The organism is Psychrobacter sp. NG25 (assembly GCF_015234355.1).
Taxonomy (GTDB): domain Bacteria; phylum Pseudomonadota; class Gammaproteobacteria; order Pseudomonadales; family Moraxellaceae; genus Psychrobacter.
Window position 1 is genome coordinate 499,905 of sequence record NZ_JADGMV010000002.1, and the last position, 26,675, is coordinate 526,579.

General features: G+C 42.5%; 19 protein-coding genes. 10 read left to right on the forward strand and 9 right to left on the reverse strand.

Annotated elements, in window-relative coordinates; translation table 11 throughout:
• Positions 1-42: 42 nt before the first annotated feature.
• Positions 43-1,434 (reverse strand): DASH family cryptochrome, encoded by a 1,392-nt coding sequence (locus IPZ60_RS04790; RefSeq protein WP_194196710.1) that lies wholly within the window; start codon positions 1,432-1,434, stop codon positions 43-45.
• Between the two features lie 258 nt (positions 1,435-1,692).
• Between IPZ60_RS04790 and IPZ60_RS04795 the strand changes: the two genes are divergently transcribed.
• Positions 1,693-1,932 carry a hypothetical protein gene (locus IPZ60_RS04795; protein ID WP_110923741.1) on the forward strand — a complete coding sequence of 80 codons (240 nt, stop codon included), beginning with the start codon at positions 1,693-1,695 and terminating at the stop codon, positions 1,930-1,932.
• Between the two features lie 136 nt (positions 1,933-2,068).
• On the opposite strand, the gene IPZ60_RS04800 is transcribed toward IPZ60_RS04795, so the two are convergent.
• The gene (locus IPZ60_RS04800) at positions 2,069-3,553 is read right to left on the reverse strand and encodes an aldehyde dehydrogenase family protein (protein WP_194196711.1); all 1,485 of its coding nucleotides are present in this window, start codon (positions 3,551-3,553) and stop codon (positions 2,069-2,071) included.
• A gap of 425 nt (positions 3,554-3,978) precedes the next feature.
• Here IPZ60_RS04800 and IPZ60_RS04805 point away from each other — a divergent pair, with 425 nt between their 5' ends.
• From IPZ60_RS04805 to IPZ60_RS04835, 7 genes are all read left to right on the forward strand, one after another.
• The gene (locus IPZ60_RS04805) at positions 3,979-4,596 is read left to right on the forward strand and encodes a TetR/AcrR family transcriptional regulator (protein ID WP_194196712.1); all 618 of its coding nucleotides are present in this window, start codon (positions 3,979-3,981) and stop codon (positions 4,594-4,596) included.
• A 373-nt stretch (positions 4,597-4,969) separates the two neighbouring features.
• Entirely contained in the window at positions 4,970-6,181 is a 1,212-nt protein-coding gene (locus IPZ60_RS04810; RefSeq protein WP_194196713.1) for an iron-containing alcohol dehydrogenase, read from the forward strand.
• A 251-nt stretch (positions 6,182-6,432) separates the two neighbouring features.
• Positions 6,433-7,482, forward strand: coding sequence for an NADP-dependent oxidoreductase (locus IPZ60_RS04815; RefSeq protein WP_194196714.1), 1,050 nt, complete (start codon positions 6,433-6,435; stop codon positions 7,480-7,482).
• 203 nt (positions 7,483-7,685) lie between these two features.
• Positions 7,686-8,363: a type 1 glutamine amidotransferase domain-containing protein gene (locus IPZ60_RS04820; RefSeq protein ID WP_110923736.1), complete on the forward strand. Its 678-nt coding sequence runs from the start codon at positions 7,686-7,688 to the stop codon at positions 8,361-8,363.
• Between the two features lie 4 nt (positions 8,364-8,367).
• Positions 8,368-9,003, forward strand: a complete 636-nt coding sequence (locus IPZ60_RS04825; protein WP_194196715.1) for a glutathione S-transferase family protein — start codon at positions 8,368-8,370, stop codon at positions 9,001-9,003.
• 183 nt (positions 9,004-9,186) lie between these two features.
• Positions 9,187-10,878, forward strand: a complete 1,692-nt coding sequence (locus IPZ60_RS04830) for an MFS transporter (protein ID WP_194196716.1) — start codon at positions 9,187-9,189, stop codon at positions 10,876-10,878.
• Positions 10,879-10,971: 93 nt separating this feature from the next.
• Positions 10,972-12,234, forward strand: coding sequence for an HlyD family secretion protein (locus IPZ60_RS04835; RefSeq protein ID WP_194196717.1), 1,263 nt, complete (start codon positions 10,972-10,974; stop codon positions 12,232-12,234).
• A gap of 118 nt (positions 12,235-12,352) precedes the next feature.
• On the opposite strand, the gene pdxH is transcribed toward IPZ60_RS04835, so the two are convergent.
• The 6 genes from pdxH to cysS all read right to left on the reverse strand — a co-directional run bounded on the left by pdxH (position 12,353) and on the right by cysS (position 23,061).
• Positions 12,353-12,997 (reverse strand): pyridoxamine 5'-phosphate oxidase, encoded by a 645-nt coding sequence (pdxH, locus tag IPZ60_RS04840; RefSeq protein WP_194196833.1) that lies wholly within the window; start codon positions 12,995-12,997, stop codon positions 12,353-12,355.
• Between the two features lie 52 nt (positions 12,998-13,049).
• On the reverse strand, positions 13,050-14,432 hold the full coding sequence (gene glmM, locus IPZ60_RS04845; protein ID WP_194196718.1) for a phosphoglucosamine mutase: 1,383 nt from the start codon (positions 14,430-14,432) through the stop codon (positions 13,050-13,052).
• Between the two features lie 197 nt (positions 14,433-14,629).
• Positions 14,630-16,102, reverse strand: coding sequence for an IMP dehydrogenase (gene guaB / locus IPZ60_RS04850; RefSeq protein ID WP_194196719.1), 1,473 nt, complete (start codon positions 16,100-16,102; stop codon positions 14,630-14,632).
• Positions 16,103-16,438: 336 nt separating this feature from the next.
• Entirely contained in the window at positions 16,439-18,730 is a 2,292-nt protein-coding gene (locus tag IPZ60_RS04855) for a choice-of-anchor F family protein (RefSeq protein ID WP_194196720.1), read from the reverse strand.
• A 500-nt stretch (positions 18,731-19,230) separates the two neighbouring features.
• Positions 19,231-21,264, reverse strand: coding sequence for a mechanosensitive ion channel family protein (locus IPZ60_RS04860; RefSeq protein WP_227669224.1), 2,034 nt, complete (start codon positions 21,262-21,264; stop codon positions 19,231-19,233).
• A gap of 336 nt (positions 21,265-21,600) precedes the next feature.
• Positions 21,601-23,061, reverse strand: coding sequence for a cysteine--tRNA ligase (gene cysS, locus IPZ60_RS04865; RefSeq protein WP_194196721.1), 1,461 nt, complete (start codon positions 23,059-23,061; stop codon positions 21,601-21,603).
• A gap of 482 nt (positions 23,062-23,543) precedes the next feature.
• Between cysS and IPZ60_RS04870 the strand changes: the two genes are divergently transcribed.
• A complete protein-coding gene (locus tag IPZ60_RS04870; protein ID WP_194196722.1) occupies positions 23,544-24,140 on the forward strand; it encodes a cob(I)yrinic acid a,c-diamide adenosyltransferase in 597 nt (198 codons plus the stop codon).
• Positions 24,141-24,241: 101 nt separating this feature from the next.
• Here the strand turns inward: IPZ60_RS04870 and IPZ60_RS04875 are convergent, their stop codons facing one another.
• A complete protein-coding gene (locus IPZ60_RS04875; protein WP_194196723.1) occupies positions 24,242-25,165 on the reverse strand; it encodes a hypothetical protein in 924 nt (307 codons plus the stop codon).
• A gap of 362 nt (positions 25,166-25,527) precedes the next feature.
• Here IPZ60_RS04875 and IPZ60_RS04880 point away from each other — a divergent pair, with 362 nt between their 5' ends.
• On the forward strand, positions 25,528-26,259 hold the full coding sequence (locus tag IPZ60_RS04880; RefSeq protein WP_194196724.1) for a glycerophosphodiester phosphodiesterase: 732 nt from the start codon (positions 25,528-25,530) through the stop codon (positions 26,257-26,259).
• The last annotated feature ends 416 nt before the right edge of the window (positions 26,260-26,675 follow it).

The window sequence follows — 26,675 nt, forward strand, 5'->3', positions numbered from 1 at the left end:
TGCATATCATCTAAAGCTATTTTTAATAGTTTATAAGCCACTCTAGCTTTTTTGATCACCTTGCCATTTATGAATAAAGCTACCACTCGGATCATATTGCTGAGTTTGTTTGGCCAAATTAAACTGTCGGCAGCCTCTTGGATCAGCACCCACTCCCGCCAGATACTGCCAATTACCCCAATTGCTAGCAACATCATAATCGATAAGGTACTGCTCAAAATGAGTCGCACCATAACGCCAGTCCAAACCCAACTCATGGATGAAACAACTGGCAACTATTTGTCTGCCACGATTGGACATATAGCCCGTTTGCTTTAGCTGATTCATGCAGGCATTGACGATAGGATACGGCGTAGTACCCTCTTTCCACTGCTCCAGACGTTCTTTATCAAACCCTGTCGTTGGTGACTGTTGGGCAATACCTTTGTACCAAAACAGCTTCTGCTGATGGGTCATGGCATACCAATAAAAATACTCACGCCACAGTAGCTCAAACCATATCCAGTAAGTAGATTCATTGGCCACTACCTCACGCTCATAATGACGCAAGCGGTTCAGCAGCACGTTGACCGAGAGTGTGCCATTCGCGAGCCACGCCGAAAACTTAGTAGAATGTGTCCAGTCATCTAGCGCATTGCGCGTGGTTTTATACGTACTAGGCGAATCAGAATTGAAATAGTCATTCAAATGGCTAATAGCATTAACTTCTCCCCCTTTAAACTCAGAGGGCAGTTTCACATCAAGATAATGTTTGTTGAAGAATAACGAATGGCTATCTGCTATACCATTTATCAAAGTATCTGACATGGGTGGTAGAGATTTTGGCGCTGGACTAATAACTACGTCTATTTCAGCATTTAATAAATCATGATCTGATTCGACTTGTTTACGAAACTGCGTGAAGCTTTTGGGTAATGCTTCCATCGGTAAAGACGCAAACAACGTATTGATTACTTGCTCATGCCAGCGTACCTGTGGGTACTTACGTTTCAAGATACTGTAGGCTTGGTTTTGGTTATAATCTGCCGTTTTACTGACACATATATCAGTGACATGCTGCTGCTCGATAAGCTGACATAGTTGCGTAAAGGTATCCAATGTGGCCGATGATGTATGCGGCGTTAGATGCAATAATCTATTGCCAAGACGCTGTAGCGATTCATCCAAATCAGACAGACTCTCAGATAAGAACTGCTGACGAGCATCTCCTATTCGATCGAAGTCGTAAGCTTGATCTTTATTTGTCTGACCGATGCCATCTGCTAAAGCATCCGCATAAATAAGTAACAGCTGCCTATGGTTGTCTTGGGCCAGCATTGCTGCTTTTGCCAATGTTGCATTATCATCTATACGCAAATCATTATAAAATAGTACCAACACTGCTTTTTTATCTGTTGGCTTCTTTGTTAAACTATCTAATTGCGGATTTGACATGTTTTCGACTCCCTAATTGTACTCATACACTTATTAGCTCAGTCTGAACTATAATATTTTAGAATATGATATACGGTACAAGGTATGTTAGATACCTCACTTAAATGTTTGTTATAGTCAAATCCATATAAATCCGCTACATCGTTGACCTCGCCAGCTATATTAACGTATCAATATCACTGTAGATTGATGATACTTATCTGCGTTATTCTAACCATAAGCCTGACTGCCTACATGATTTATTCCTAGGAGAATAATATGACTGAAGAAAACGCACCAGAAGAAAAACGTAAGCTCATCAACAAGTTTTTGATGAGACTAACGAAAGATCAACCACAGATGTATTACGCCACGACATCCGAAATCTCTCGCAGCATACATACCATGATAAAAGAGCATACCAATCGCCTATCTGTAGAAGAGCAAGCACTTGTCAGACGCATCACGATTGAAGAGATTGAAGCCCTACTTGGTTTTCATCATAAACAGAAAATTTAAATAAACGCGTGGTGTCTCAAGAACATAAACATTAATACCTGCTAATTTGAGACAGTACATCCATAAAAAAGACCGCTATATAAGCGGTCTTTTTTATGGTTAAAATATCAGTTTACAACATTTAAAAGTTAAGCTCTCAAAATGGATACTCGCGTGGCTGATGCTGTACAGATATCCAATGCAATCTAGTGAACTCTTCTAGTACCCACTCGCCATTGAAGCGACCGATACCTGAGTTTTTCTCACCACCGAACGGCGCATTACTGTCATCATTCACTGAGATATCGTTGATATGCGTCATACCAGCTTTGATACCGCGGGCGAAACGCAAGCCTTTGGCTAAATCTTGCGTAAATACTGCACTTGATAGGCCATACATAGAATCGTTAGCAATTGACAACGCATCATCTTCATCTTTGGCGCGGATGATACCGACCAGCGGGCCAAATACTTCGTTGCGTGACAAATCCATCTCACGTGTGACGTCGGTGAAAATATGTGGTGGCACTACTTGACCGTCTATCTCACCACTTAAAATCATTTTTGCGCCTTCTTCTTGCGCCTTAGCGATTTTGTCTTTTAATGACTTGACTTGTTTTTCGTTGATAATTGGACCGACTGCTGTTTCCATTTTATCAGGGTCGCCGACTTGCAAGGTTTTGACATGCTCAAGGAAACGCGTCACGAAGTCATCATATAGTGCGTCTTCGACAATAATGCGGTTGATCGCAATACAGATCTGACCTTGGTGCAGGAACTTACCGAAGGCAGCTGCTTTTACTGCTTGATCGATATCAGCATCTTTTAATACGACAAATGGGCTATTACCACCCAATTCAAGGGCAACTTTTTTGATATAATCGCCGCCATTGGCCAGCTCGCCGATGTGCTTACCGACTGAGGTTGACCCAGTGAATGATACTAGGCTTGGCGTTTTGTGTTCAACAATCGCATCACCTATCTCGCTACCTGAGCCAACGACTACGTTAAGCAGACCTTTTGGCAGACCTGCTTCTTCAAATACTTTTGCAAGTAGCAAACCACCTGTCACAGGCGTGTCGCTAGCAGGTTTGAGTACCACTGCGTTACCAAGTGCTAAGGCTGGCGCGATAGAACGCTGGGTCAAATGCAATGGAAAGTTCCATGGGCTGATGACTGCAACAACACCAATTGGCTCACGGTAAATGAAGTTTTCTTTATCAGGGGTATTAGACGGACGAATCTCACCGTGCACACGATTAGGGAAAGTCGCAGCTTCCAAAGTAATTGCCCGTGCCGTACTAAGTTCTACAGTCGCTTTAATGCGCGTACTACCTGACTCTTTAATTAACCAGTCGATAATCTCTTCTTGACGCTGGTCCAATATATTGACGACGTTGTACAGTACAGCAGCACGTGCCGCTGGTGTTTGCTTGGCCCACTCTTGCTGTGCCTGACTAGCAGCTTCATAGGCTTCATTGAGCTGCGCTTCCGTTGCTTGTTGAATTTTTACAAGCTCGTCGCCGTTGTATGGGTTTGTATTGGTATTGACGCTATCGTCTTTACCTTTTTGCCATTCACCTGCAATATATTGCAAATGAAAGTCACTGTAAGCACTGGTGTTGGTATTATTCGCTGACATAATGATCCTTATTTTTACTTAGTTATGTTTGAAATTTGGTTTTAAAGATAGTTTTAAAATTATTATCGAAATATCGAATGAGAAACTTACTTATAAAAGCTTATTTATAAAAAATCGCTTATAAATAGCTTCTTGTAAACAGCATCTTGCAAGAAGTGCCTCTAAACTCATTGTTAAACGATATATCAGTCTAACGATTTGACTGACAAACGTCCTAATGACTAGCGAGCCTAAAACGCACCTTGATAGACGACTGGTCTAATGCTACCATAGCTATTAATAAAACAAGACTACTTTACCCGTAAATATTGTTGATGAAACGTAACGCACATAAATAAATACTATTAGAATACGTCCTCAATATGACGCTTAAATGAATATTAATCACTCTATTGCTATGAAGTTCCAAGGAGAACATCACCTCTATGTCTACTATTACAAATGCACCACCCGTACCTATTGCTACATCAGATACTAGAGCTCACTTGCTCGAAACTGGCTATCAACTCATCGCCAAAAAAGGCTTTACTGCCGTTGGTCTTAAGCAAATACTAGACACAGCAGGTGTACCTAAAGGCTCTTTTTACCATTACTTTGCGTCCAAAGAAGCGTTTGGTGAAGCGATTATCCATCATTACTTTAGCCTATATAAGACACGCCTAGACATCATCGGCGCGCAAAATGTTAGTGCACAGCAAAAGCTATATAACTACTTTCAAAACTGGTACGACACTCAGCAAAACGGCTGCGATCATGAGAAATGCTTGGTGGTTAAGCTCAGTGCTGAAGTAGCGGATATGTCAGAGCCTATGCGCATCGCGTTAAATGCAGGCTACCAACAAACCGTCAACTGGCTTGGTGATCAAATAAAAGCCGGCTGGATAGACGGCTCTGTACCACAGCCTGAAAACATCGCTGCTGAGAGCATCGCAAAACGTTGGTACTTTGCATGGCTTGGTGCCAGCTTAATTGCCAAAATTAGCCAAACCAATACCCCACTCGCAGAAGTTTGGCAGATGACGACGTCACAACTGGGACGCTAATGCTCTAGACGCGTATTCTCCATTCTTAAATAATTATTGCTGCATTAAAATCCTATGTTAGATAAATCATTGGTGTCTTAAAAAGCACACCAATGATAATCGCCAGTAATGAATCATTCTTAGTCTCTTGTCATTCTGGTTTCTTGACTGCCTCAAGCTATCAAGGGTCTAAGAACGATTCACGTTCTAATACACAATCCTCATAACTCTTAAACTCCTACTTAATAATCAAGTTATGAGAGACTTTTGTAAAAAACACTAGACGACTGGTCTAATTGATGTACAATGCACGCAAATGTAAGAAACGAACTCGCCAATAAATAAATTTGCAGCTCGCACACCCAATCAATATTTAACAAAGTTTAGGAATATTATGAACAACTTCCAATATTACAACCCAGTACGTATCGTTTTCGGTGAAGGTCAAATCGAGCAACTATCAGATCTAGTCCCTATTGATGCCCGCGTTCTCATTACTTATGGTGGTGGTTCAGCACAGCGTACGGGTACATTAGACGAAGTAAAAAACGCCTTGTCAGCGAACGGTAATCGTACCGTACTCGAATTCGGTGGCATTGAAGCCAATCCAGAATTTACCACGCTATTAAAAGCAGCAGACATGGTCAATGAGCACAACATCGACTTCTTATTAGCCGTTGGCGGTGGTTCAGTGATCGATGGCAGCAAATTTGTTGCATTGGTATCATCACTGACTGAAGAAGATGGCACTGTGTCACGTGAACAAGCGTGGGATGCATTGACTAGCTATTGCAGAGACATCGATTCTGCGGTTGATTTGGGTGCGGTACTGACCATTCCAGCAACTGGTTCTGAGATGAACTCGGGCGGCGTTATCAACTATAGTGAACGTCAAGCAAAACTACCGTTTGGTAATGCACTTGCCTTCCCTAAATTCTCAATACTAGATCCTATCAAAACGCTTACATTGCCTGAACGTCAGGTTATGAATGGTGTGGCTGATGCTTTCGTTCATGTGATGGAACAGTATCTAACCTATCCTGTGAATGCTAAAGTCCAAGACGCTTTTGCTGAAAGCCTGCTCAAAATCCTTATCGATGAAGGCTTGGTTGTTAAGCAAGATCCAGACAATTTAGAAACCCGCAAAAACATCATGTGGACGGCGACAATGGCATTGAATGGTCTGATCGGTACTGGTGTACCACAAGACTGGACGACTCATATGGTTGGTCATGAGCTGACATCGCTACACGCGATCGATCATGCACGTACCTTAACTATCTTATTGCCATCAGTGATGCGTGAGCTAAAAGAAAGCAAAAAAGAAAAATTGCTCCAGTATGCACGTAACGTATGGAACATTACCGATACTGACCTAGATGACGACGCCATCATTGAAACTGCCATTGTCTATACTGAAAACTTCTTCCGCGAACTTGACTTGCCAGTTAGCCTAGAAGACGTTGACTTGACGGAATCAGCGATTGATCCAATTATCAAGCAGCTTGAAGCGCATGGTATGGTCAAACTTGGTGAGCACGGCACAAACGATTTAGACGTATCACGTCGTATCCTACAACGTGCTGTTACTAGCAAAGCGTCTTAATAAGCGCTATAGCAAGAACTGTCAGAATAATTATAAGAAAAATCACAACAGTAATAATAAGTACATATAGTTATGCTATTTATAGTAGCTACTCAGCAATGGGTAGTTACTACATTCAACATCAGATTCAACATCACATCAAAGATAAAAAGCTTTGAACAAAGAATTTTGTACAAGAAAAACCTTTCATCGAAAGATGTAAAGAGTGTAAATATAGACACTTAAAATCAATAATTAAAAAGGATAATAATATGAGCTTTGATAATACTCAAAACCAACAACAAAATCGTCAAATCAAACTGGCAAGTCGTCCTCATGGCACGCCAACCAGCGACAACTTTGAGCTTGCTACTAGCGATATCCCTACCCCTAACGACAAGCAAATGCTCCTACGTACCGTTTACCTATCACTTGACCCTTACATGCGTGGCCGCATGAGTGATGCAAAAAGCTACACCGACCCACTACAAATTGGTGACGTCATGACGGGCGGCACAGTGGCACAAGTGGTCGAGTCTAATGTCGATGGCTTTGCTGAAGGTGACTTGGTTGTATCAGGTTCTGGCTGGCAGGACTATAGCGTCAGTGATGGCGAGGGTGTCCTAAAACTAGATAAAGACATGCCACATCCTTCTTATGGTCTTGGTGTACTTGGTATGCCTGGTTTTACTGGCTACATGGGCTTAACTGATATCGGTAAGCCACAAAAAGGCGAAACCTTAGTAGTAGCCGCAGCAACTGGTCCTGTCGGTGCAACAGTCGGACAAGTGGGTAAAAAGCTTGGTGTACGCGCAGTTGGCGTGGCAGGTGGTGCTGAGAAATGTGCTTATGCTGTTAATGAATTGGGTTTTGATGTTTGTATCGATCATCATGCCGAAGACTTCGCCGAACAACTAAGCAATGCATGTCCAGATGGTATCGACATCTATTACGAAAACGTTGGCGGTAAAGTGTTCGATGCGGTATTACCTCTCTTAAACGCGCATGCCCGTATCCCAGTATGTGGTCTAGTATCACAATATAACGCCACTGACTTACCTGACGGCAAAGACCGTTTGGGTATGCTAATGGGTCAAGTATTGGCCAACCGTCTGACGGTTAAAGGCTTCATTATCTTTGAAGAGTATGGCGATCATTACCCTGAATTCTTAAAAACCATGGGTCAATGGGTTGAGTCAGGCGATATCAAAACTAAAGAGCACCAAGCAGATGGCTTAGCACAAGCACCGCAAGCGTTCTTTGACATGTTAGAAGGCAAGAACTTTGGTAAAACAGTCGTTAAGGTTGCTGACGTTAAATAGTTTATAGTGACTCATAATCGCTATAACTACTTAACAACATAAATACTGACTTTAACAACTGACTATTAAGTCTCAAACATAGATACTGTTAGCAGTCATCATTTGCTATTACAATTTTAAGATGGCTGCTACTTATCTGATAACAGAATTTTTATCTATCCACACTAATTTTTAAAACTAATGAATAATAAATAAGGATAACTATGAATATTTTAATGGTACTAACCTCACATGACCGTCTAGGTGACACTGGTAAAAAAACAGGTTTTTGGCTAGAAGAATTCGCAGCACCTTACTATGCATTTATTGATGCAGGTGTGAATGTCACGCTAGCCTCTCCTGCTGGCGGCCAGCCACCACTCGATCCTAGTAGTGACAATGAAGACACGCAAACCAAAGACACATTGCGTTTCAAAGATGACACTGATGCTCAAGAGCACCTTGCTACTACTAAAAAGCTCGCTGACATGAAAGCAGAAGACTTTGATTCAGTATTCTATCCTGGTGGTCATGGCCCATTGTGGGATTTGGCAGTGGATGAAAACTCTATCAATCTGATTGAGACTTTCGTTAAGCAAGACAAGCCTGTTGCGTTTGTTTGTCACTCTCCAGCAGCGCTCAAAAATGTGAAAATTGATGGCGAATACTTGGTTAAAGGCAAAAAAGTGACTGGCTTTACCAACTCAGAAGAAGATGCTGTTGGTCTTACCGATGTCGTGCCATTCTTAGTAGAAGATGCAATGATCGCTAATGGTGGTCATTATGAGAAAGCAGCTGATTGGGAATCATTTGTGGTAGAAGATGGTCTATTAATCACAGGTCAAAACCCAGCCTCTTCAGAAGAAGCTGCTAAACGCTTACTCGCTAAGCTTAAAGGTTAATACTATGATTCGTTTGCATCATCTTAACCAATCACGTTCATTGCGTATTTTATGGCTCCTAGAAGAATTAGGCGAACCTTATGAGATCGTGAGTCATCAACGTGATGCTAAGACGCATTTGGCGCCTGATAGCTTAAAAGCGGTACACCCTCTTGGTAAGTCACCGGTCATCGAAATGGATGGTCAGACATACTCAGAGTCTGGTGCTATTACTGAGCTATTGATCGAACGCTTTGCGCCAGATCGCTTGCGCCCTGCCCCTGACAGTAGTGACTACGGTCATTACTTGCAGTGGATTGACTTTGCTGAAAGCTCTCTTATGTTGCCACTTATGCTTGAATTGTTTACCAAAAAAGCAGGCATCGAGGATAACGAGTTTTTGAACGGTTATATCGAGATAGAAAAGACCAGATTGTTTAAGTATCTAGATACGTCGGTCGAAGGTAAGTCGTTCATCGTGGGTGACCAACTCAGCGGTGCAGATTTCATGCTATCGTTCGACTTAATCATTCTTGCTCAACGTCAGAAACTAGACGATTATCCGCATATTAAGCAATATGCAGAGCAGTTGGCGAGCCTTGATAGCTATCAACGTGCCATGCGCCTTGAAGCTGAACATGACGAATCAAAACAAGCCTAAACGCACGTCATAGCAAGTGCTCAATAAAAAATATGATAAAATAGCTCAAGTCTATCTTGGGCTATTTTTGTTGTTTGTTACTATCTATCAAGTGTATTCTATTGTACGACTATACCGTTGGCAGGCTCTATTAATTCAAGCCTATAGAATCAACCGTCCACCTTCAAAGACAGTCATTCATCCATGAGTACTGAGTATCAATTTAAGCCCCACGAACAACCAATGATGGTCGGCTCACCAGCCAATCCTGACCATCCCGCATGCCGCAAGTTTTTTTACCTGATCATTGGTATTATTATTGGGGTAACAGCCGGTTTTCAAAACGGCTTGCTAGTAGTCAACTTGACCCAAATCCAAGGCGATCTCAGCCTAACTCCTATGGAAGGCGGGTGGATATCGGTTGCCTACAATATGACTAATGCTTGCATCACCGTATTGTTATACAAGATTCGTCAGCAATTTGGCATGTCATTGTTCAGTAAAATCACCCTGTGTTTTTTGCTACTAGCAACCAGCATGCAATGGTTTGTAAGCAGTGGTTTGGTGACGGCTGCTGATGGCTTATGGCTTGACCCTTATTACTTAGAGATTATAGCGCGTGGGTTGAGTGGTATGGTGGCCAGTGGCATGACCATATTAGGGTTATTCTATTGTTTGCAAGGTATGCCAACCGTCAAACGTACTAGTGGTCTAATATTGGGGTTTGGCTTGGTGCAGTTTGGTATTCCATTATCACGAATCATCTCGCCCTACCTCACCATCGATGGTCAGCTTGAAAGCTTATTTCTATTTCAATTTGGTTTGGCGCTGATTTGTTTTGGACTGATTAACTTGCTAGAGCTACCACCAGGTAATACAGAAAAAGTATTTGAAAAATTGGATTTTTTAAGCTTTGGTTTTTTTGCCAGTGGTTTGGCTGCATTGTCTGTCGTTTTAGTACAAGGTAGGGTTCTATGGTGGACGACACCTTGGCTCATCTATCCACTAACTATTGCCATCGTTGGGATTAGCATCGCATTATGGATTGAAACCCATCGCAAAAACCCGATGCTACAAGTGCGCTGGATGCGTAGCCGCAATATTATTGCCTTTATGATTACAGGCGCTGTCATGCGAATTTTGCTATCTGAGCAAAGTGTCGGCGCTGCAGGATTACTTGCCAACTTAGGCTATGGTAACGATCAGCTAGTTACTTTTTATGCTGTCATATTATCAGCTAGTGTATTGGCTTTGGTGATTAGTATTTTTAGCACCAATCCGATAGATTTACGCCGACCCGTTATTTTTGCAGTGGCATTGATTGCCGTAGGTTCTTGGATGGACACGAGTGTGTCTATTAATTCAGCACCCTATATGTTTTATATCAGCCAATTTTTGATTGCATTTGCCGCCGTGTATTTTATGGGGCCGCTGGTTTTTGAAGGGTTTTTGCGTGCTATTACTAGTGGTCCTGCCTATATTATTAGTTTTTCCGTTATTTTTGGCATTTCACAAACGGTTGGCGGATTGGCAGGTGCAGCTGCTATTCAAGCATTCACAACGGTTCGTACGCAGGTACATTATGCAGATATGGTCAGCTCACTCAATTTTGGTGATCCTGAGCTAGTGGGACAGATAGCTGCTGCACGCAGTACTATATCTACACAAATGACGGACGCTACTCAAACCAATACGGCTGCCGTGTTGCAAGTACTTCAAGGTATTCAGCGCCAAGCCACTGTTTCTGCTTATGGTGATTTGTTTTTCATCATGGCCCTTCTATCGACTGGTGCTACCGTTATTTTACTGCTCAATTATTTTTACTATCGTTATCATAAACGTAACCCATTGGCTAAAGAGCTGGCCGTTATCGCTAAAATGCGTGAGCGAAAATAAGATATTTTTCAATATCGCTAAAATATAAACAACACGTTTTTGTACCCATATCAAATTATCTATTATATTGATCCAACCCTTTAGGAGTGCGTCATGAGCCAAGAAAAATCCAATGACCCTGACCAAAAAACTCAGACGCCAGCCGACAGCCTGTCTTCTAACAACCTATCTTCTAATAACCTGCCTTCTAATACCGGTGAGACAGCAATTGCTGAAGACAACGAGACCCAAGTTGCAGAAAAGGTAATGGAGAGTGACGCTGATAATGAAACACCCATGCCACCAACCGAACCTATTCCTTCCGCTTCAGGATGGAACCCTAAGAAAAAAACATTTTTTAATATAGGGCTTTTTATTGTCCTCATCATAATTGGTGTATTTCTGATTCTTTATGCTTGGAAACTGCCGCCTTTTACCCCAACGGTGCAGCAAACCAATAATGCCTTTGTAAAAGGCCAAACAACCATTATCAGCTCACAAGTATCTGGCTACGTGACCGATGTCGCCGTAGAGGATTTTGCTACTGTGAAAGCCGGTGACCTACTAGTAAAGATAGACGATCGCACTTTTCAGCAGCAGCTTGAACAAGCACAGGCCAATATCGAAGTGGCATTAACCAACCGATCCAGTAATGCGCAAGACACCCAGTCCAGCCAAGCTCAGATAGAAGCGCGTGAAGCCGATTTGTACAGCGCGAAAGTCAGTGTTGATAGTGCACGCGAAGATGTCAAACGCTATCAAGGACTGGATGCTATTGGTGCAGTCTCAAAAGCGGAGGTGGCACATACCAAAGCAGAACTTGCCCAAGCACAGGCAGGCGTACAACAGGCTGAAGCCAATCTACAAGCTGCAAAGCAGGCCAGTGAAAAAACCAGTGGTAGCCGCTCGTCACTGGATGCCAATATTCAAAGTGCAGAAGCTGCCACAAAACAGGCACAAATTAATTTGGACAATACCATTATCACCTCCCCTGAATCAGGGCAGTTGAGCCAAGTCAGTGTGAAATCAGGACAATACGTTAGTGCTGGTACACAGCTCATGTATATCGTACCAAAAGGCGTGTGGATTATCGCCAATTTTAAAGAAACCCAAATTGCAAATATGACGATAGGTGAAGCTGCAACTATTCGAGTTGACGCCCTTGGTGGTACTGAATTCACGGGACGTATCAATAATATCTCGCCTGCAACGGGCAGTGAATTTAGTGCCGCAGCGGCAAATCCAACCACTGGTAACTATATCAAAATCGCTCAGCGTATTCCGGTACGTATTGATTTAGATGAAAATCAACCAGAACTGGCCAAACTGCGCCCTGGTATGTCCGTTTCTGTCGACGTGGATACTGAAGTAAAATAAATTCCCGCATTTACTATTTGGCACCTACTATTCGACACTTGCTATAAGTGCAAAAAAGCCCCGCTAGCAAATTGTTTATAACAACTGCTAACGGGGCTTTTTATTATCGCAACATCAGTTATGGTAATAAGCGTTTGGTATTCCAACTATCGCCATTTTCTTGAGTATATACAATGCGGTCATGCATACGATTGGCACGGCCTTGCCAAAACTCAATCTCATTGACCGTAATCTCATAACCACCCCAAAATACTGGCGTTGGCACTTGAGTGTCTTCTGGATAATCCGCTTGTAGCTGCTCGAAACTTTGTTCCATTGCTTTACGATCAGCAACTTCACCACTTTGTGGTTGGCTCACCCATGCGCCAACTTGACTATCATGTGGACGCTTTTGGAAATATGCTGCAGATTTTTGAGCATCTATCTTAGCAATGCTGCCGCTGATACGGATTTGTCGTTCAAGCTCATGCCAAAAAAACAGCACCTCAGCATTTGGATTTTCAGCAATATCTTGCCCTTTAGCGCTTTCATAATTGGTATAAAAGACAATACCAGTATCTGTAATCTCACGCATGAGAACAATACGTACGCTAGGCTTGTTGTCAGCACCGCAAGTAGCCAAACTCATCGCATACGGCTCTTGCACTTTCTGCTCTATCGCTTCATTCATCCAAGCATTTAGTAACTCAAATGGTGATGTAGGTACTGACTGTTGATCAAGTGCGCCCTTTTCATATGACAGACGTTGATCGGTAAAATCCATGCTCATGGTCATTCCTTATTTTAATGTTGTTGCCTTATTATATGAACTGATCTTAGCCTAATACTGCTTTAATATGATCAGCCAAGTCATTCGCTAGCACATCACATTCTATTTCATCATCTGATTCAACCATTACTCGAATCATAGGCTCAGTTCCTGACTGACGAATCAACAGACGGCCTCTACCTTCTAAAGTAGCCTGTGCTTTATCAAAAGCGGCAACCAATTCCTCATGCTCAAAAGGATCTTGCATTTGCGACAGACGCACATTAACCAATTTTTGTGGCAGCACTTCAAACCCCTCGACGAGATCACTGAGCGCGCGACCACGTGCTTGCATCACAGCCAGTACTTGTAAGCCTGCAATGATAGCGTCGCCAGTACGACTCTTATCCAAGCACAAAATGTGGCCAGATGGCTCACCACCCAATATCCAGCCATTCGCCTCAAGCTCATGCATCACATAGCGATCGCCCACTTTTGCACGCGTAAATGCAATGCCATCTGCTTGCAGTGCTAACTCTAGACCCATATTGCTCATTAGCGTACCAACCACGCCTTTGGCCTTAGTCTGACCTTGGGTAGCAAGCACATATAAAATGCCATCGCCGTCAACCAGATTACCAGCCTCATCGACCATCACAATACGATCACCATCGCCGTCTAATGCGATACCAACATCTGCCTCATGCTCAACTACTGCTTTTTGTAAACCTTCAGGATGGGTAGAACCACAATCAGCATTGATATTGAGGCCATCCGGTGTATTGTTGATAGCAATCACGTTAGCACCCAATTCACGCATGACTCTTGGTGCCACACTATATCCTGCACCATTGGCACAATCTACAACGACTGTCAGATGGCTCAGATCATACTGATAAGGAAAGCTACCTTTACAGAATTCAATATAGCGGCCTTTGGCGTCGTTGATTCGATTGTTTTTACCCATTTGAGCCGGATCAAGAATAGGCATGATCAAATCATTGTTATTATCACTGGCACTGCCACCAATACTCATAATAACTTTTAGCTTATCGTTGATAGCATTTTGCATCTCATCGGTCAGCTTTTTGCCATCCCCTGAAAACAGTTTGATACCGTTGTCATAATAAGGATTGTGTGATGCCGAAATCACCACACCCGCATCAGCATTGAAACTACGGGTTAAATGAGCAATAGCTGGCGTTGGCAATGGGCCAAGCATATGAACATCGACACCAGCGGCGTTAAATCCTGCTTGCAAGGCACCTTCAATGACGTAACCTGACAGACGAGTATCTTTACCGATGACTACACTAGGTCTGCGCGCAGGATTGTCATTGTTCTCTATCAATACCTGTCCCGTGACATAACCCAGTTTTAAGATAAAATCAGGCGTAATCGGTAACTCACCAAACTTCCCACGGATACCATCGGTGCCAAAATAGCTCATTATGCATGCTCTCCATATCTAAAAATTAAAGGCCCAACGTATACGCAGGCGATACTACTATTATAATAATCTGTTCATGTATTTTACAAAAAAAACAGCCAACAATAACAAGGTATTGTTGGCCGTTTTTATCTCAAAGTCAAGGCAGCTCTGCAAACCAGCTTTCACTAACGTAACACAGAGCTGTCAAAAACTATCTAACTTACTCGATAGTTTGGTGCTTCTTTAGTGATTTGAACATCATGAACGTGCGACTCTTTCATACCTGCCGACGTCACTTTAATAAACTGTGGATTGGTACGCATGTCTTCGATAGTTGCAGAGCCCGTGTAACCCATTGATGAGCGCAAACCGCCAACCAACTGATTGACGATACCAGCGACTGGGCCTTTATAAGGAACACGGCCTTCGATACCTTCTGGTACCAGTTTTTCTACGCCATCTTTAGCATCTTGGAAGTAACGGTCTGATGAGCCATTTGATCCTGACATCGCGCCAAGGCTACCCATACCGCGGTAAGCTTTGTAGTAACGACCTTGGAACAATTCAACTTCACCTGGCGCTTCTTCTGTACCAGCCATCAACGAGCCTACCATGATGCACGAGGCACCAGCGGCAATGGCTTTTGCCATATCACCTGAATAGCGAATACCACCATCAGCAATCAGTGGAATGCTGTCTTTTAATGCACTAGCGACGTTATCAATCGCTGAGATTTGTGGCACACCGATACCTGCGATGATACGCGTGGTACAGATAGAACCGGGACCAATACCTACTTTTACGGCATCGGCGCCTGCATCACGCAATGCAAGTGCAGCATCGCCTGTGGCAATATTGCCACCGATGACTTGTACATTTGGATAGTGCTTTTTGATCCAAGCCACTTTATCAATCACGCCTTTTGAGTGACCATGTGCAGTATCAACAACGATGATATCAACGTCTGCTGCCACCAATGCTTCAACACGCGCTTGGGTATCTGCACCAGTACCAACAGCAGCGCCAACACGAAGACGGCCTTGCTCATCTTTACAAGCATTTGGGTTGTTTTCAGCTTTTGCAAAATCATTAACGGTGATAAGACCTTTTAGACGGAAATCATCATCAATAACGATCACTTTTTCGATACGGTGTTCGTGTAGCAAGCGTTTGATATTTTCGTTGCTCTCACCTTCATGTACCGTGACTAGCTGACTTTTTGGTGTCATGATTTGGCTAACGGGTAGTGACAGATTGGTTTCAAAACGCCAGTCACGATGCGTAACAATACCAACAACTTTATCTGTACCTTTCTCTACGACAGGTACACCTGAAATATTATTGTCTTGAGTCAATCGTAGTAATTCACCGATGGTCATTTCTGGATGTACAGTGATAGGATCAACAACTGTACCCGCTTCAAACTTTTTGACGCGGCGTACTTGTGTGGCTTGCTTGGCGATATCCATGCTCTTGTGCAGGATACCCATGCCACCAAGCTGTGCCATAGTGATGGCCATTTCAGACTCAGTGACCGTATCCATAGCCGCAGAGATTAGCGGTAGATTTAGCGTAATGTTTTTGGTCAAACGGGTAGAAAGATCGGCAGTTTTTGGCAAGACTTCAGAATAGGCTGGCAACAATAAAACGTCATCAAAGGTTAAGGCTTCATCGACAATTCGCAACATACAGACCCCTAGTGGTGGTTATTTTGATGGGTGGGATTTTAGCAATAAACCAGCGAAACAAAACGCTCGAAAACTGCAAGTGATTGATGAATCATAAGTTTGCACAAATATAGTGCAGCCTTACGCTTAATCACTCATTTATCCCTTAAAAATAACGCCACATTATAACAAATAATCAGACAAATCGCATGCTATATTTGTCAGATTGTTTTATAGGCTTTATCACACAGTAAGCTAATACTTTTACAGCAACACATACCCATAAAAAAGCCAGATAATCTAGTATCTGGCTTCTCATAAAATCTCGATTCAAACTAGGATAAAAATGATAGTTTTTTAAAAAGTAGTATTTAAGCCAATTTGTAGGCCTTGACTGTCATAGTTACTACCAAACGTTCCATTATAACCACCGTATACAGCAACTTGGCTAGAGGCATTAGATCTAATAACATGATCAACGCCAACACTCACATCTACCAAGTCTTCATCCATACCTTTCACTGTGTAAGGTGCTAAACCATTTTGGTCTATGAAGCCGCTCTTAATAGCAAGATCATCGCCAGATGCATTTGTGTATTTAACACTACCTGTTAGACGAGTATTGCTAGTAGGGAATTGATATTCACCACGGGCACCGATAGAAGCTAGAAGGATATCAGAATCTTGATCTCCAACTTCTAGATTCCAAATACCTGCGCTATTTTCAGTAAATCCGTCAACTGAAACATCATAGTATTCAATTGATGCCGTAGGACCTACTTTAAATCCGCCCATGTCTTTCAAGTAATCAACATTTAATGCTGCGAAAACCTGTGAGCCGTCGGTATTTGCAGTTGCGGTGGACTGATCCGGCGCTTCCCGTGACGAGTCATATGATAAATCTTGATAGCCGACTGAGGCTTGCACTAAGCCGCCTGCACCAAAACGAGTTCGTGTAAAGGCTGTTACTGAGTAACCATCAGCATCTATCTTGCCTTGATTCTGATACGCTTCTGCCTCTGAATCTGTATAACCTACTGCCAAGCCTAGCGAGGAATTAGTACCGTTTAGACGCTTCTCTATACCTGCAGAAAGTGAATAAACATCAATATCATAACCTAGAGAGTTACTCACTGGATCATATGATGAACGTGAGCCACTTTGCGAAGCAAAACCATACAGACCATCCTGCATTAACCAACTATCATTATTTGAATTAGCATCCTGATTATTATTCATGCTATCCCAAGGTACAGATCTAGTAACGGCTCTTAACTGATCACGCGCTGCCTCGAAGCCAATATTAGTGAATGCTGCTGCGTAACCAAAGCCGATGCTATTTAGGAACTTCGATTTTTCAGTTGCGCTCATCTCTTCAATACCAGAGATGGCATCTTGATAAGCTTCGTTATTACCTAGAAGGTTTAGATAAGGAACTTCGGCCAACGTATCCACATAAATTGCATTTCGCAACTGATAATCAGATGTTGCACTCGCCACGATAGGTGCAAACTTTGGAGCAATGCGCACTGTCACTTCACCACCGTCAATAGTACCGACCGTCATCGTGTAATTCAGGTTAGCATTACGTAGATCTTCGACTGGTTCAACTTCAAATAAACCATTCGCTGTTGCCGCAGCCACGATAGTCTCAGGTACTAAGCTGCCTGACTCATAACCAAGGTCCTCTACACTAACGCCTAATGAAGTTGCTAAATCAGTAAGTCTGGCGGCAATATTGTCTTCAGTATCTAGTGTGCCGTATGTCCAGCCACCTTTAGAAGGATTATTCCACGCGATTAGTGCACCCTCATCATCGGGATCTTCATTATCGTCCCAGAATATACCGTCTGGTACCATAGTGTTGTCTAGATAGCCAGTACCGAAAAGTGCATTGTATTCATCGTTGGAGAGGCCTTCGAACGTTAACGTATTTCCTGACTTTGTAACAAGATTAAACTTTGTTTTTTCAGGAGAAAAAAATCCAATTTCACCTTCTTGACCACCGCCACCAAATAAACCATCGGTCAATCCAGCACCTAAACCAATATCTGTGACATCGAGGTTAAATAAAGCAGTGTTATCAGGATCCAACTCATCCATTAGATTACCATCTTTATCCAATAGCTCAATATTGAAACCAGTAATACGCGCACCTGTAAAATTAGACATTTTTCCAAACGTGAAATAATCCACTGATGAAGTATCGATAGGTTCATCTGTTTCTGTATTTATATATTCTTTTGTTGAAGTACGAAAATGCGTATCAAATGGATCCATTCCCGTTAGATAGTTTTTGATACGTTTGCCAGACCCAGATATTGAATCACAAAGCGCTTCATTACTCGCCATCAGACAATTGGTAACGATACCGCGTGAGTCAAGATCTGAGAAGCTAGTGGTAAATCTATCATAAGGTTCAACAATAACCGGATTTTCATTCGTATACTCATCGCCCCTAGTCGCGGTAAAGGTTATCGCCTTAATACCTGGCTCTACAACATTTTCTTTTTCATCGACATAAACAAAGCCACCACCCGACGTTCCAATAAAAGCATCAGTATCGAAAGTATCTGCATGTGTAATAGTCAATGGAACTACCAATGCCACCGGTGCAACCGACACTAACAAATATTTTTTAATCTTCATTTTGTACTCCCCAACCTATATGTTATTTGACTAGCTATTACTATCAATAAAAACATGTGATAAAAAAATACAAACAACTTTTATCATCATTTCATTCGAGCTACAAAATTCCATTTATTATGACTTTTGTAGGTTTGATACGGCTTAATGTTGGTGCTGTTAAAATTCTATTTAATCAATATACAAATTTATATATTCAATAATAATATAGCAACATCCGTCGGGGTTTGCAAACAAAAAACATTCAAAGAATCAACAAGATATAGTATCCACATCTCTTGGATAAATATCCTTAATGATATTAAGGGTTTAGAGGTAAACTCCTGCATTTAATTTTTTATCAATAGTAATTGTTACAATAGAGCATAGCGTTTACTTCTAATGCTAAGCTAATATTCCTGTCTAGTAAAAAACTTCACAATAACAAGCTTTAATCAGCATCTGATTAAAGCTTGAAGAAACACATTCCATCAAATATAAGCCTTGACTAATCGTCATCTTCACTGGGACTGGCTTTCTGTTAAAGTAAAACGCTCTGTTGGTAGATACTTGTTTTGCTGCTCATATAAGTAACCAAGCATCTGCTCACGTATCTCACAGGCCAACGTCCACGCTTCTATGGGCCCTACCCCTGAAACAGCACCGCGCAATTGAATGGTGTTTTCTGTCACGTCTACGACAAATATTTCAGGCTCCGTTTTGTTATCCCAAAGCTTGTTGTCTTTAACCATCGAGATAAACTGCTGACGAATAGCGTCAATATCTGCACCATAATCGATATATAAGAACACAGGGCAGGTCTGGTGTACTTCTGTATGTGACCAGTTCTCTACCCTATCAGTGATCAATTCACGCATTGGCACAATTAATCGACGCTCATCCCATGTTTTTAGTACCGCGTAAGTGTAACGTAAGTCTTCCACGGTGCTAAAGTTGCCATCCATTATCACACTATCACCAATCCGTACTGGCTGAGTTACTGCCACTTGCACCCCTGCGATAATGTTACCCAATATCGGCTGGGCGGCGATACCAATGACCACACCTGCGATACCAGCTGAGGTCAATAAGGTCTTACCAAGGCCTTCCATATTGGCAAACTCACTAAGTCCTATCCAAAAGCTCCCCAAAATCATAACAAAGATAAAGACACGGCGAAATATCGACACATAAGTACGGCGGCGACGCTCCTTATCGAAATGCTCTTCAGCCAGATTCTCAATCTGCATATCTTGATAGCGGTTGGCAAAGAAATTAATAATGCGAATACCTAGCCACATAGTGCTAAACACCAGTCCAATCCAAATAAGGGGACGAGTGGATGAGGCAACTGCATCTAAGTAAGGAAAACCGCCAGAAACTAAGGTGAAAACGAGTGAAAAACTGATCGTAAAGGTCAAAGGTACCGTCAGTTTATTAACCAAATCTGCTACGCCATTGGTGCTACCAACATACATGCTGTACTTTTCATCATCGATATAATGATTGATGATTTTTTCAGTGCCTTTACTGAGTAGCCAGCCCACACCCATGGTTAATAAGAAAAATAGTATGAGCGCTGAAAACTCCCACAGCGCAATCCCAAATATTTTTATTTTTAACCAAGTAGGCAAATAACGTTCAAACTCGGCGGGATGATATTGCTCATAGAGATTGTCAATATTACCAACCGTCTGCGCAGAAAACACCCAAATAGGCGCTTCCTCACCTACTCGCACTCGCTGCAAATAAATAGGAACACGGCGCTCTCGATAATCAATGTATCCAAGCTGAAGAGAACGTCTAGCAATGCCCATGACACTGCTAGTATTACCAAGTGGTGGCTCAATCAGACCGTCGGGACGATCTGGCATGTCGTCGAACACATACAGCTCTTTTTCAGATAACAAAAAGTCCAGTCGCTTTGTCAGATCAAGCGCACGGCCACGCTGGCTTTTCTCATCAATCAAGTTCATATTTAACGCATAAGCGGCCAAGTCATACTGCTGCTTCATTACTGCTGATTGAAAAAACTCTAAGGCTGCAAGCGGCGTTTCTAAATTGGGCGGCTCAGACAATGGCGGCAATCCAACATTTAGCTTATCGAGTATGTAATAGCTTTCACTATACTCTCCCGTCAGTGCTGAATCGCCTTGTAGCCTGCCTGCTTGTTCGACTGCACTACGCTCAGTAGGGTCAAATATCTCTTCTACCACACCAGAGAGACCAGCACTATCCTCTCTCATGTCACTGACTTTTTGAGCAGCATATTCAGCGAAATTGTCAGGTGTACTTGATGACTGGGCGCTATCTTGCTCACTTGCGCCTTGTTCTCTTCCAGTCTGCGCATTGCCATTAATTGCTGCATTAACCGGTACGCACACAGCGCTAATCACAAGAATAAAAAAAGCGAGTAGCAATGACCACAGGTTATAAAACGACAGGTCAGACATGGTGCTAGGATGTTCATTACCATCCATACTGGCATCGACATTGGCAAACACATCAGTGGCTATACTATGGCTACTAGCAGCTCGATTTTTGAGGGTATTCATAGATTAACGGCCAGTAGTTTATGTGAGAGTCGCATACAAAGGCTGTCCTTCATGAAGATGATTCTAGGGCGTGTCATCAATTAGCACATTAATACATTTAGTGGCCTTAAAATGGCTAAATTTTGCTAAACATCGTCAGTAATTTTGTCAATATGTTCATATTAACGGCAATTTCTTCCTTGTTTATCTACAATTTTTCTCATTTTAAGCCTCACAATCTAATTGATGACACACCCTAGCTAAGATTCTTATATTTTATTAAGTCTACAAAAAAAGCCAGCGTAAAGCTGACTTAGTTTGTGACTATCTGTATGGGTATTCTGTAACAGAATTACCTTAAGCGCGGCGCCATGTCGTACCAGCACGGCTGTCTTCGAGCTCAATACCTGCATCTTTTAATTGTTCACGTATCTCATCAGCACGGGCAAAGTTTTTGTTGGCTTTAGACTCTGCACGTTCAATGATTAAACCATCGATAGCCGTATCCGTTAAACCATCATCTGCCTGTTCACCAATCACAGCTTGCAAAAATTGCTGTACTGGCTGCTGTAGAATATTGAGCACTTGCGCCAATGCCTTTAATTGCTGAGCTGACTGCCATGCGGTGTCTATCTCTTCAGCTTTAATGGCTTTGGTGATGTCACGTGCCAGCCCAAACAAGACACTGATTGCAGTTGAGCTATTAAAATCATCATTCATCGCTTTGATAAAATCTTGCCCAGCTTCACTATTGTAGGCTTCAGTAGTCAACGCTTCATCAATTATGAGCGTCTCACCCTTTAACTGTTCTGCCAATTTTAGAACGTTATAGAGCCTGCTTAGGCTATTATGTGCTTCGTCTAATGCACTGTCCGAGAAATTGACTTGGCTACGATAGTGACTCGATAATAAGAAAAACCGTACTGTCTCAGGTAGGTACTTTGCCATTACATCGCGAATGGTAAAAAAGTTACCCAATGATTTAGACATTTTTTCGCCATCGACGTTAATAAATCCAACGTGCATCCAGTTGCGTGCATACTCGCAGCCAGTCGCAGCTTCGGACTGAGCGATTTCGTTTTCGTGATGCGGGAACTGTAAGTCATGACCACCGCCATGAATATCAAAGGTGCTACCTAAGCATTTAGTCGACATCGCAGAGCATTCAATATGCCAGCCTGGTCGTCCTTGTCCCCATGGTGACGCCCACTGCGGCTCATTAGGCTTTGCGGATTTCCATAGTACAAAATCAAATGGATTGCGCTTGTCATTTTCGACATCAACGCGTGAGCCTGCCTGCATATCGTCGAGATTGCGCTTAGATAATTTGCCATAGTCTGCAAAATTATCGACGGCATAGTAAACATCACCATTGTCGCCCGCATAGGCATAGTTGCCTGTGACTAGCGTTTCAATCATTTGCTGCATCTCATCGATATGATCCGTCGCACGCGGTTCAGCATCTGGCATCTGGCAACCAAGCGCAGTCGCATCTTCATGCATGGCTTCGATAAAGCGCTGCGTCAGCGTACCAATCTCTTCACCATTTTCGCTCGCACGCGCGATAATTTTGTCATCGATATCTGTAATGTTACGCACATAATTAACGTTATAACCCAATTGTGCCAGCCAGCGTACCGCCATATCAAATCCGACCATCACCCGCGCATGACCAATGTGACAATAATCATAAACGGTCATACCGCACACATACATGCCTACTTGCCCTGCTTTGAGTGGTACGAACTGGCGTTTTCCGCCAGTCAATGAGTCATAAATCGCAAGCTGAGACATCGCATCGGCAAGTGGTGTGGTCATAGTAAAAAAGCCTTTTAATATAAATAAAATTGATTAGGGCGCGTTGAATATTCACAAATAGGCACTGCTGATTAATAAAACGGTTCCAGACAAGGCGTAAAACGACGGTAATGCTCGTGCCTTAACAAGAGTTACAACACAGTATGGAGCCGTTTTAGTATCAGCTCGAAGAGACATGACTCTTTTTTGCCATTTCATAGTTAAAAATAGACGCTTAGAATAACTAAACTTACTATTTTTAACGTCGAACTGTCTAAAAAATAGTCTCTGTCAGTGCCATGGTTGAGTGTTCAACATGCCCTAAATAATAAGTAAAAACATTGCCTGAGTTTGATTAACAAGCAATATAGACTACTGTCGTCATAAATATAACGACCGTGATATAAAACTTAACCCATTATCTTAGCGAAAACAGCCATAAAATACTACAATGAGCGCGCAACTAACACTATTCCATCACAAAAATGATTAAGGATTTAGATATGGGCAATCGCTTGAGTAAAATATACACACGTACTGGAGATGACGGCAGCACAGGTATGGCAGATGGTAGCCGTCTCAGTAAAGCTGACGACATATTCAACGTCATGGGTGATATTGACGAGCTTAACTCACACATTGGTCTGGTGCGCGCCCAGTTACAACGCAATAAAGGCCAATCTATCGCAAAGGAATTTTCTGAAGGCTTAATCATTATTCAGCACTTACTATTCAATATCGGTGGTGAACTGGCTATGCCAGAATATGAAGGGGTCAATGCCACTCATATTGAATGGTTAGAGCAACAGATTGATGCCATGAATACCACCTTGCCACCGCTAAAAGATTTTATCTTACCGACAGGTTCCGTATTGGTTAGCCAATTACATGTCGCGCGTAGTGTGTGTCGCCGTGCTGAGCGTCAAGCAGTGCTATTACAACAGCAGCGTCCAGAAGCCATTCGCCGCACCGCAGTAAGCTTTATCAATCGCTTGTCTGACTGGTTGTTTGTCGCTGCTCGTTTTTGTACCGACCCCAAGCAAGTCTCTGAAGTACTATGGGACAGTCAGGTATTAAAAGATTTTGCTGAGAAAAAATAGCGGTACGTGATTATTAAAATATAAAGAAAAGCCCGCAACCTTAACGCTGCGGGCTTTTTTTGTGCTTATCATCTAATCATTTATTTAGGCTAGCTAACTGATTAGTAAGTAGCAGTGCTGTCTTCGATGATTATCATATCAATAGATTCATCTTTAGGTACTTCTTTTGGTTTTGCTGGCGTTTTAGGCTCAGACGACGCCGTTTGATTGTTCGCTGCTGGACTGCTCTGACTTTCTGCTGGCTTATTGATGGTTGGCGGCGTCGCAGGTTCAGCAGGACGAGTCGGCTCAACCGGCGTTACTGCTCTAGGCTCACGAATTTGTGCTGGCTGACTGTTGTTTTCCTGAGTAGCAGCACGTTGGGCGCGTTGGCTTTCCACTGCTGACTGGAACACAGAGCCTGCCATTACATCAGCAACGATGGTCATTAATGCTGGTTGTCCGGCGATACGTGTACGTACCTGGCCACCTTGAGTGCCTACGACATAAGTGAAAGCGTCATCAACGAGCATGTTGTTATTAATACGAATGTTGTTTTGTGCTAAACGTGACTGCAAGCTTGGCTGATTATTGGCCGCTTGTACTTGACTAGCCTGATACAAATCTGCACTTGGTAGCGTCATGCTAACGCTTGCCTGACAAGTCGTCATACCATTTGCATTGGCTTGTTGCAATACCGCTGCGTTCTGTACATCAATCACAATACCGCTCATTTTATCCGTGATAGCACCGCTAGCAAGATTGATCTGAGCATCGTTTGCGTAGTTGGCAGCCAGCGTTTGCGCTTGCTGATTGAGCGTATTCTTTAGAGCCGATTTGAGACGATCTTGTACCATTGGATCATCACAGCTAACGGCAGTGGCTGACGTGTTTTCAGTAGCGGTCGAATCCTGTTCTGTGAGCTCTGCTGCCTCAGTGCTGTCTTCTTTCTCTGAGCGATCACAGCCTGCAAGCGCCAAACTACATACGATACCGATTCCAGCGACTTTCTGCCACTTGCTTAAACTCTTATTTGCTACGCTCATATTGATTCTGCTCCCAATTTACTAATTCGTACCGCCACTGAAGGACAGTGATTGATGTTCAAACCGCAACTCTAGCTGCCATAGGTCTGAAAACCAGATTATTATACGGTGTTTGGATGAAATGGTCATTAGTGTAGCCCATGGATATACAAATAACGTCCTTCATAATGGGTAAAACCTACACTTGGTTGCAAAAACATAACAAATACATGCTTATGAACTCAATGTAAGTGCTTTTTTAAATTATTACCGCTGGTAAACAAAAGAGAAAAAACTATCAACTGTCTGTTTTACAAATTTTATTAGACGCTGCTTATATGAGGCTATATGATTGCTCATAAAAACAGCAGACCATATAAATAATGATAAATATAAAAAACACCCGCTTACTCGGTCATCGAGGCGCTCGTGGCGAAGCACTAGAAAACACCTTTATAGGGTTTCAGCATGCTCAACGCCTTAATGCTCACGGCTTAACAGGGGTCGAGTTTGATGTGCAACTGAGCGCCGATGGTCATTTAGTCGTGTTTCACGATGATGACTTGGCACGGATGTGTCGTCAACAGTCACGCATTGATCAGTTGAGTATGGTAGAGATTCAGCGCCAACGACAGTTTGAACATCAAATAATTCCATTAGCCAGCATAGCGTCTTTGCTGAGTAACTTTACGCACATTGAGCTTGAGATTAAGACCCACAGCCGCACCGATTACCCCAAATTAATGAGAGCTTTGACACATAGTTTAATTGATAGCCCATTTGCCAACCTTCCTATTGCACTAACCAGTTTTGATATGGAATTGCATGCTCGACTGCAACGCAGTAAGCTATTGATGCATATACCGCGTGGCCTATTAATTGAAACACCTAAAGCGCTGACAACCGCAACCAATACTGCGCTGCAACTTGGCTGTAGCCAATTGGGTATTTATTATCCTTTAATCAACCAGTCTATCATTGAACGTAGTCACCGTTACGGCTTGCCTGTAAGTGCTTGGACAGTCAATGACACAGATATAATTGAACAGCTAGTCAAATGGCAAACCGATGTCATCATTACTGACTTTCCAAGCCATTTGTTATTGAATTCATAAATCTATTTCTCATTTCATTCATTCAAAAAACCTACATATATTTAGTCTTACTTACACTTCTCCTTAATGCCTGATAAGTCACAGGTTATTTCTACCAATACATTCTATAAGCCATACAAGTTGTTGTTATTTAGCAATATTTTTATAGTGTATAAGTGTTCACTTTGTTAGGTTTTTAAGGTACTATAGAGACTTAAATTAATACCGTTAGGGATATTATATGATCGCAAAAAAAGCACTTGGCTTACCGCTGAAAGGCTTACGTTTCGCTATCAAATCTGGTGATACGCTTGTGAAAGCTGCCAGCACTCAAGTCACACGTTTTAAAACGCGTTTTGATGAGAGTAACTCGTTTAATGAGCAGCCAGTTGCAAAGCGCAACTATGCTGACACTGCCGTTCAAATTGATGCTCCTG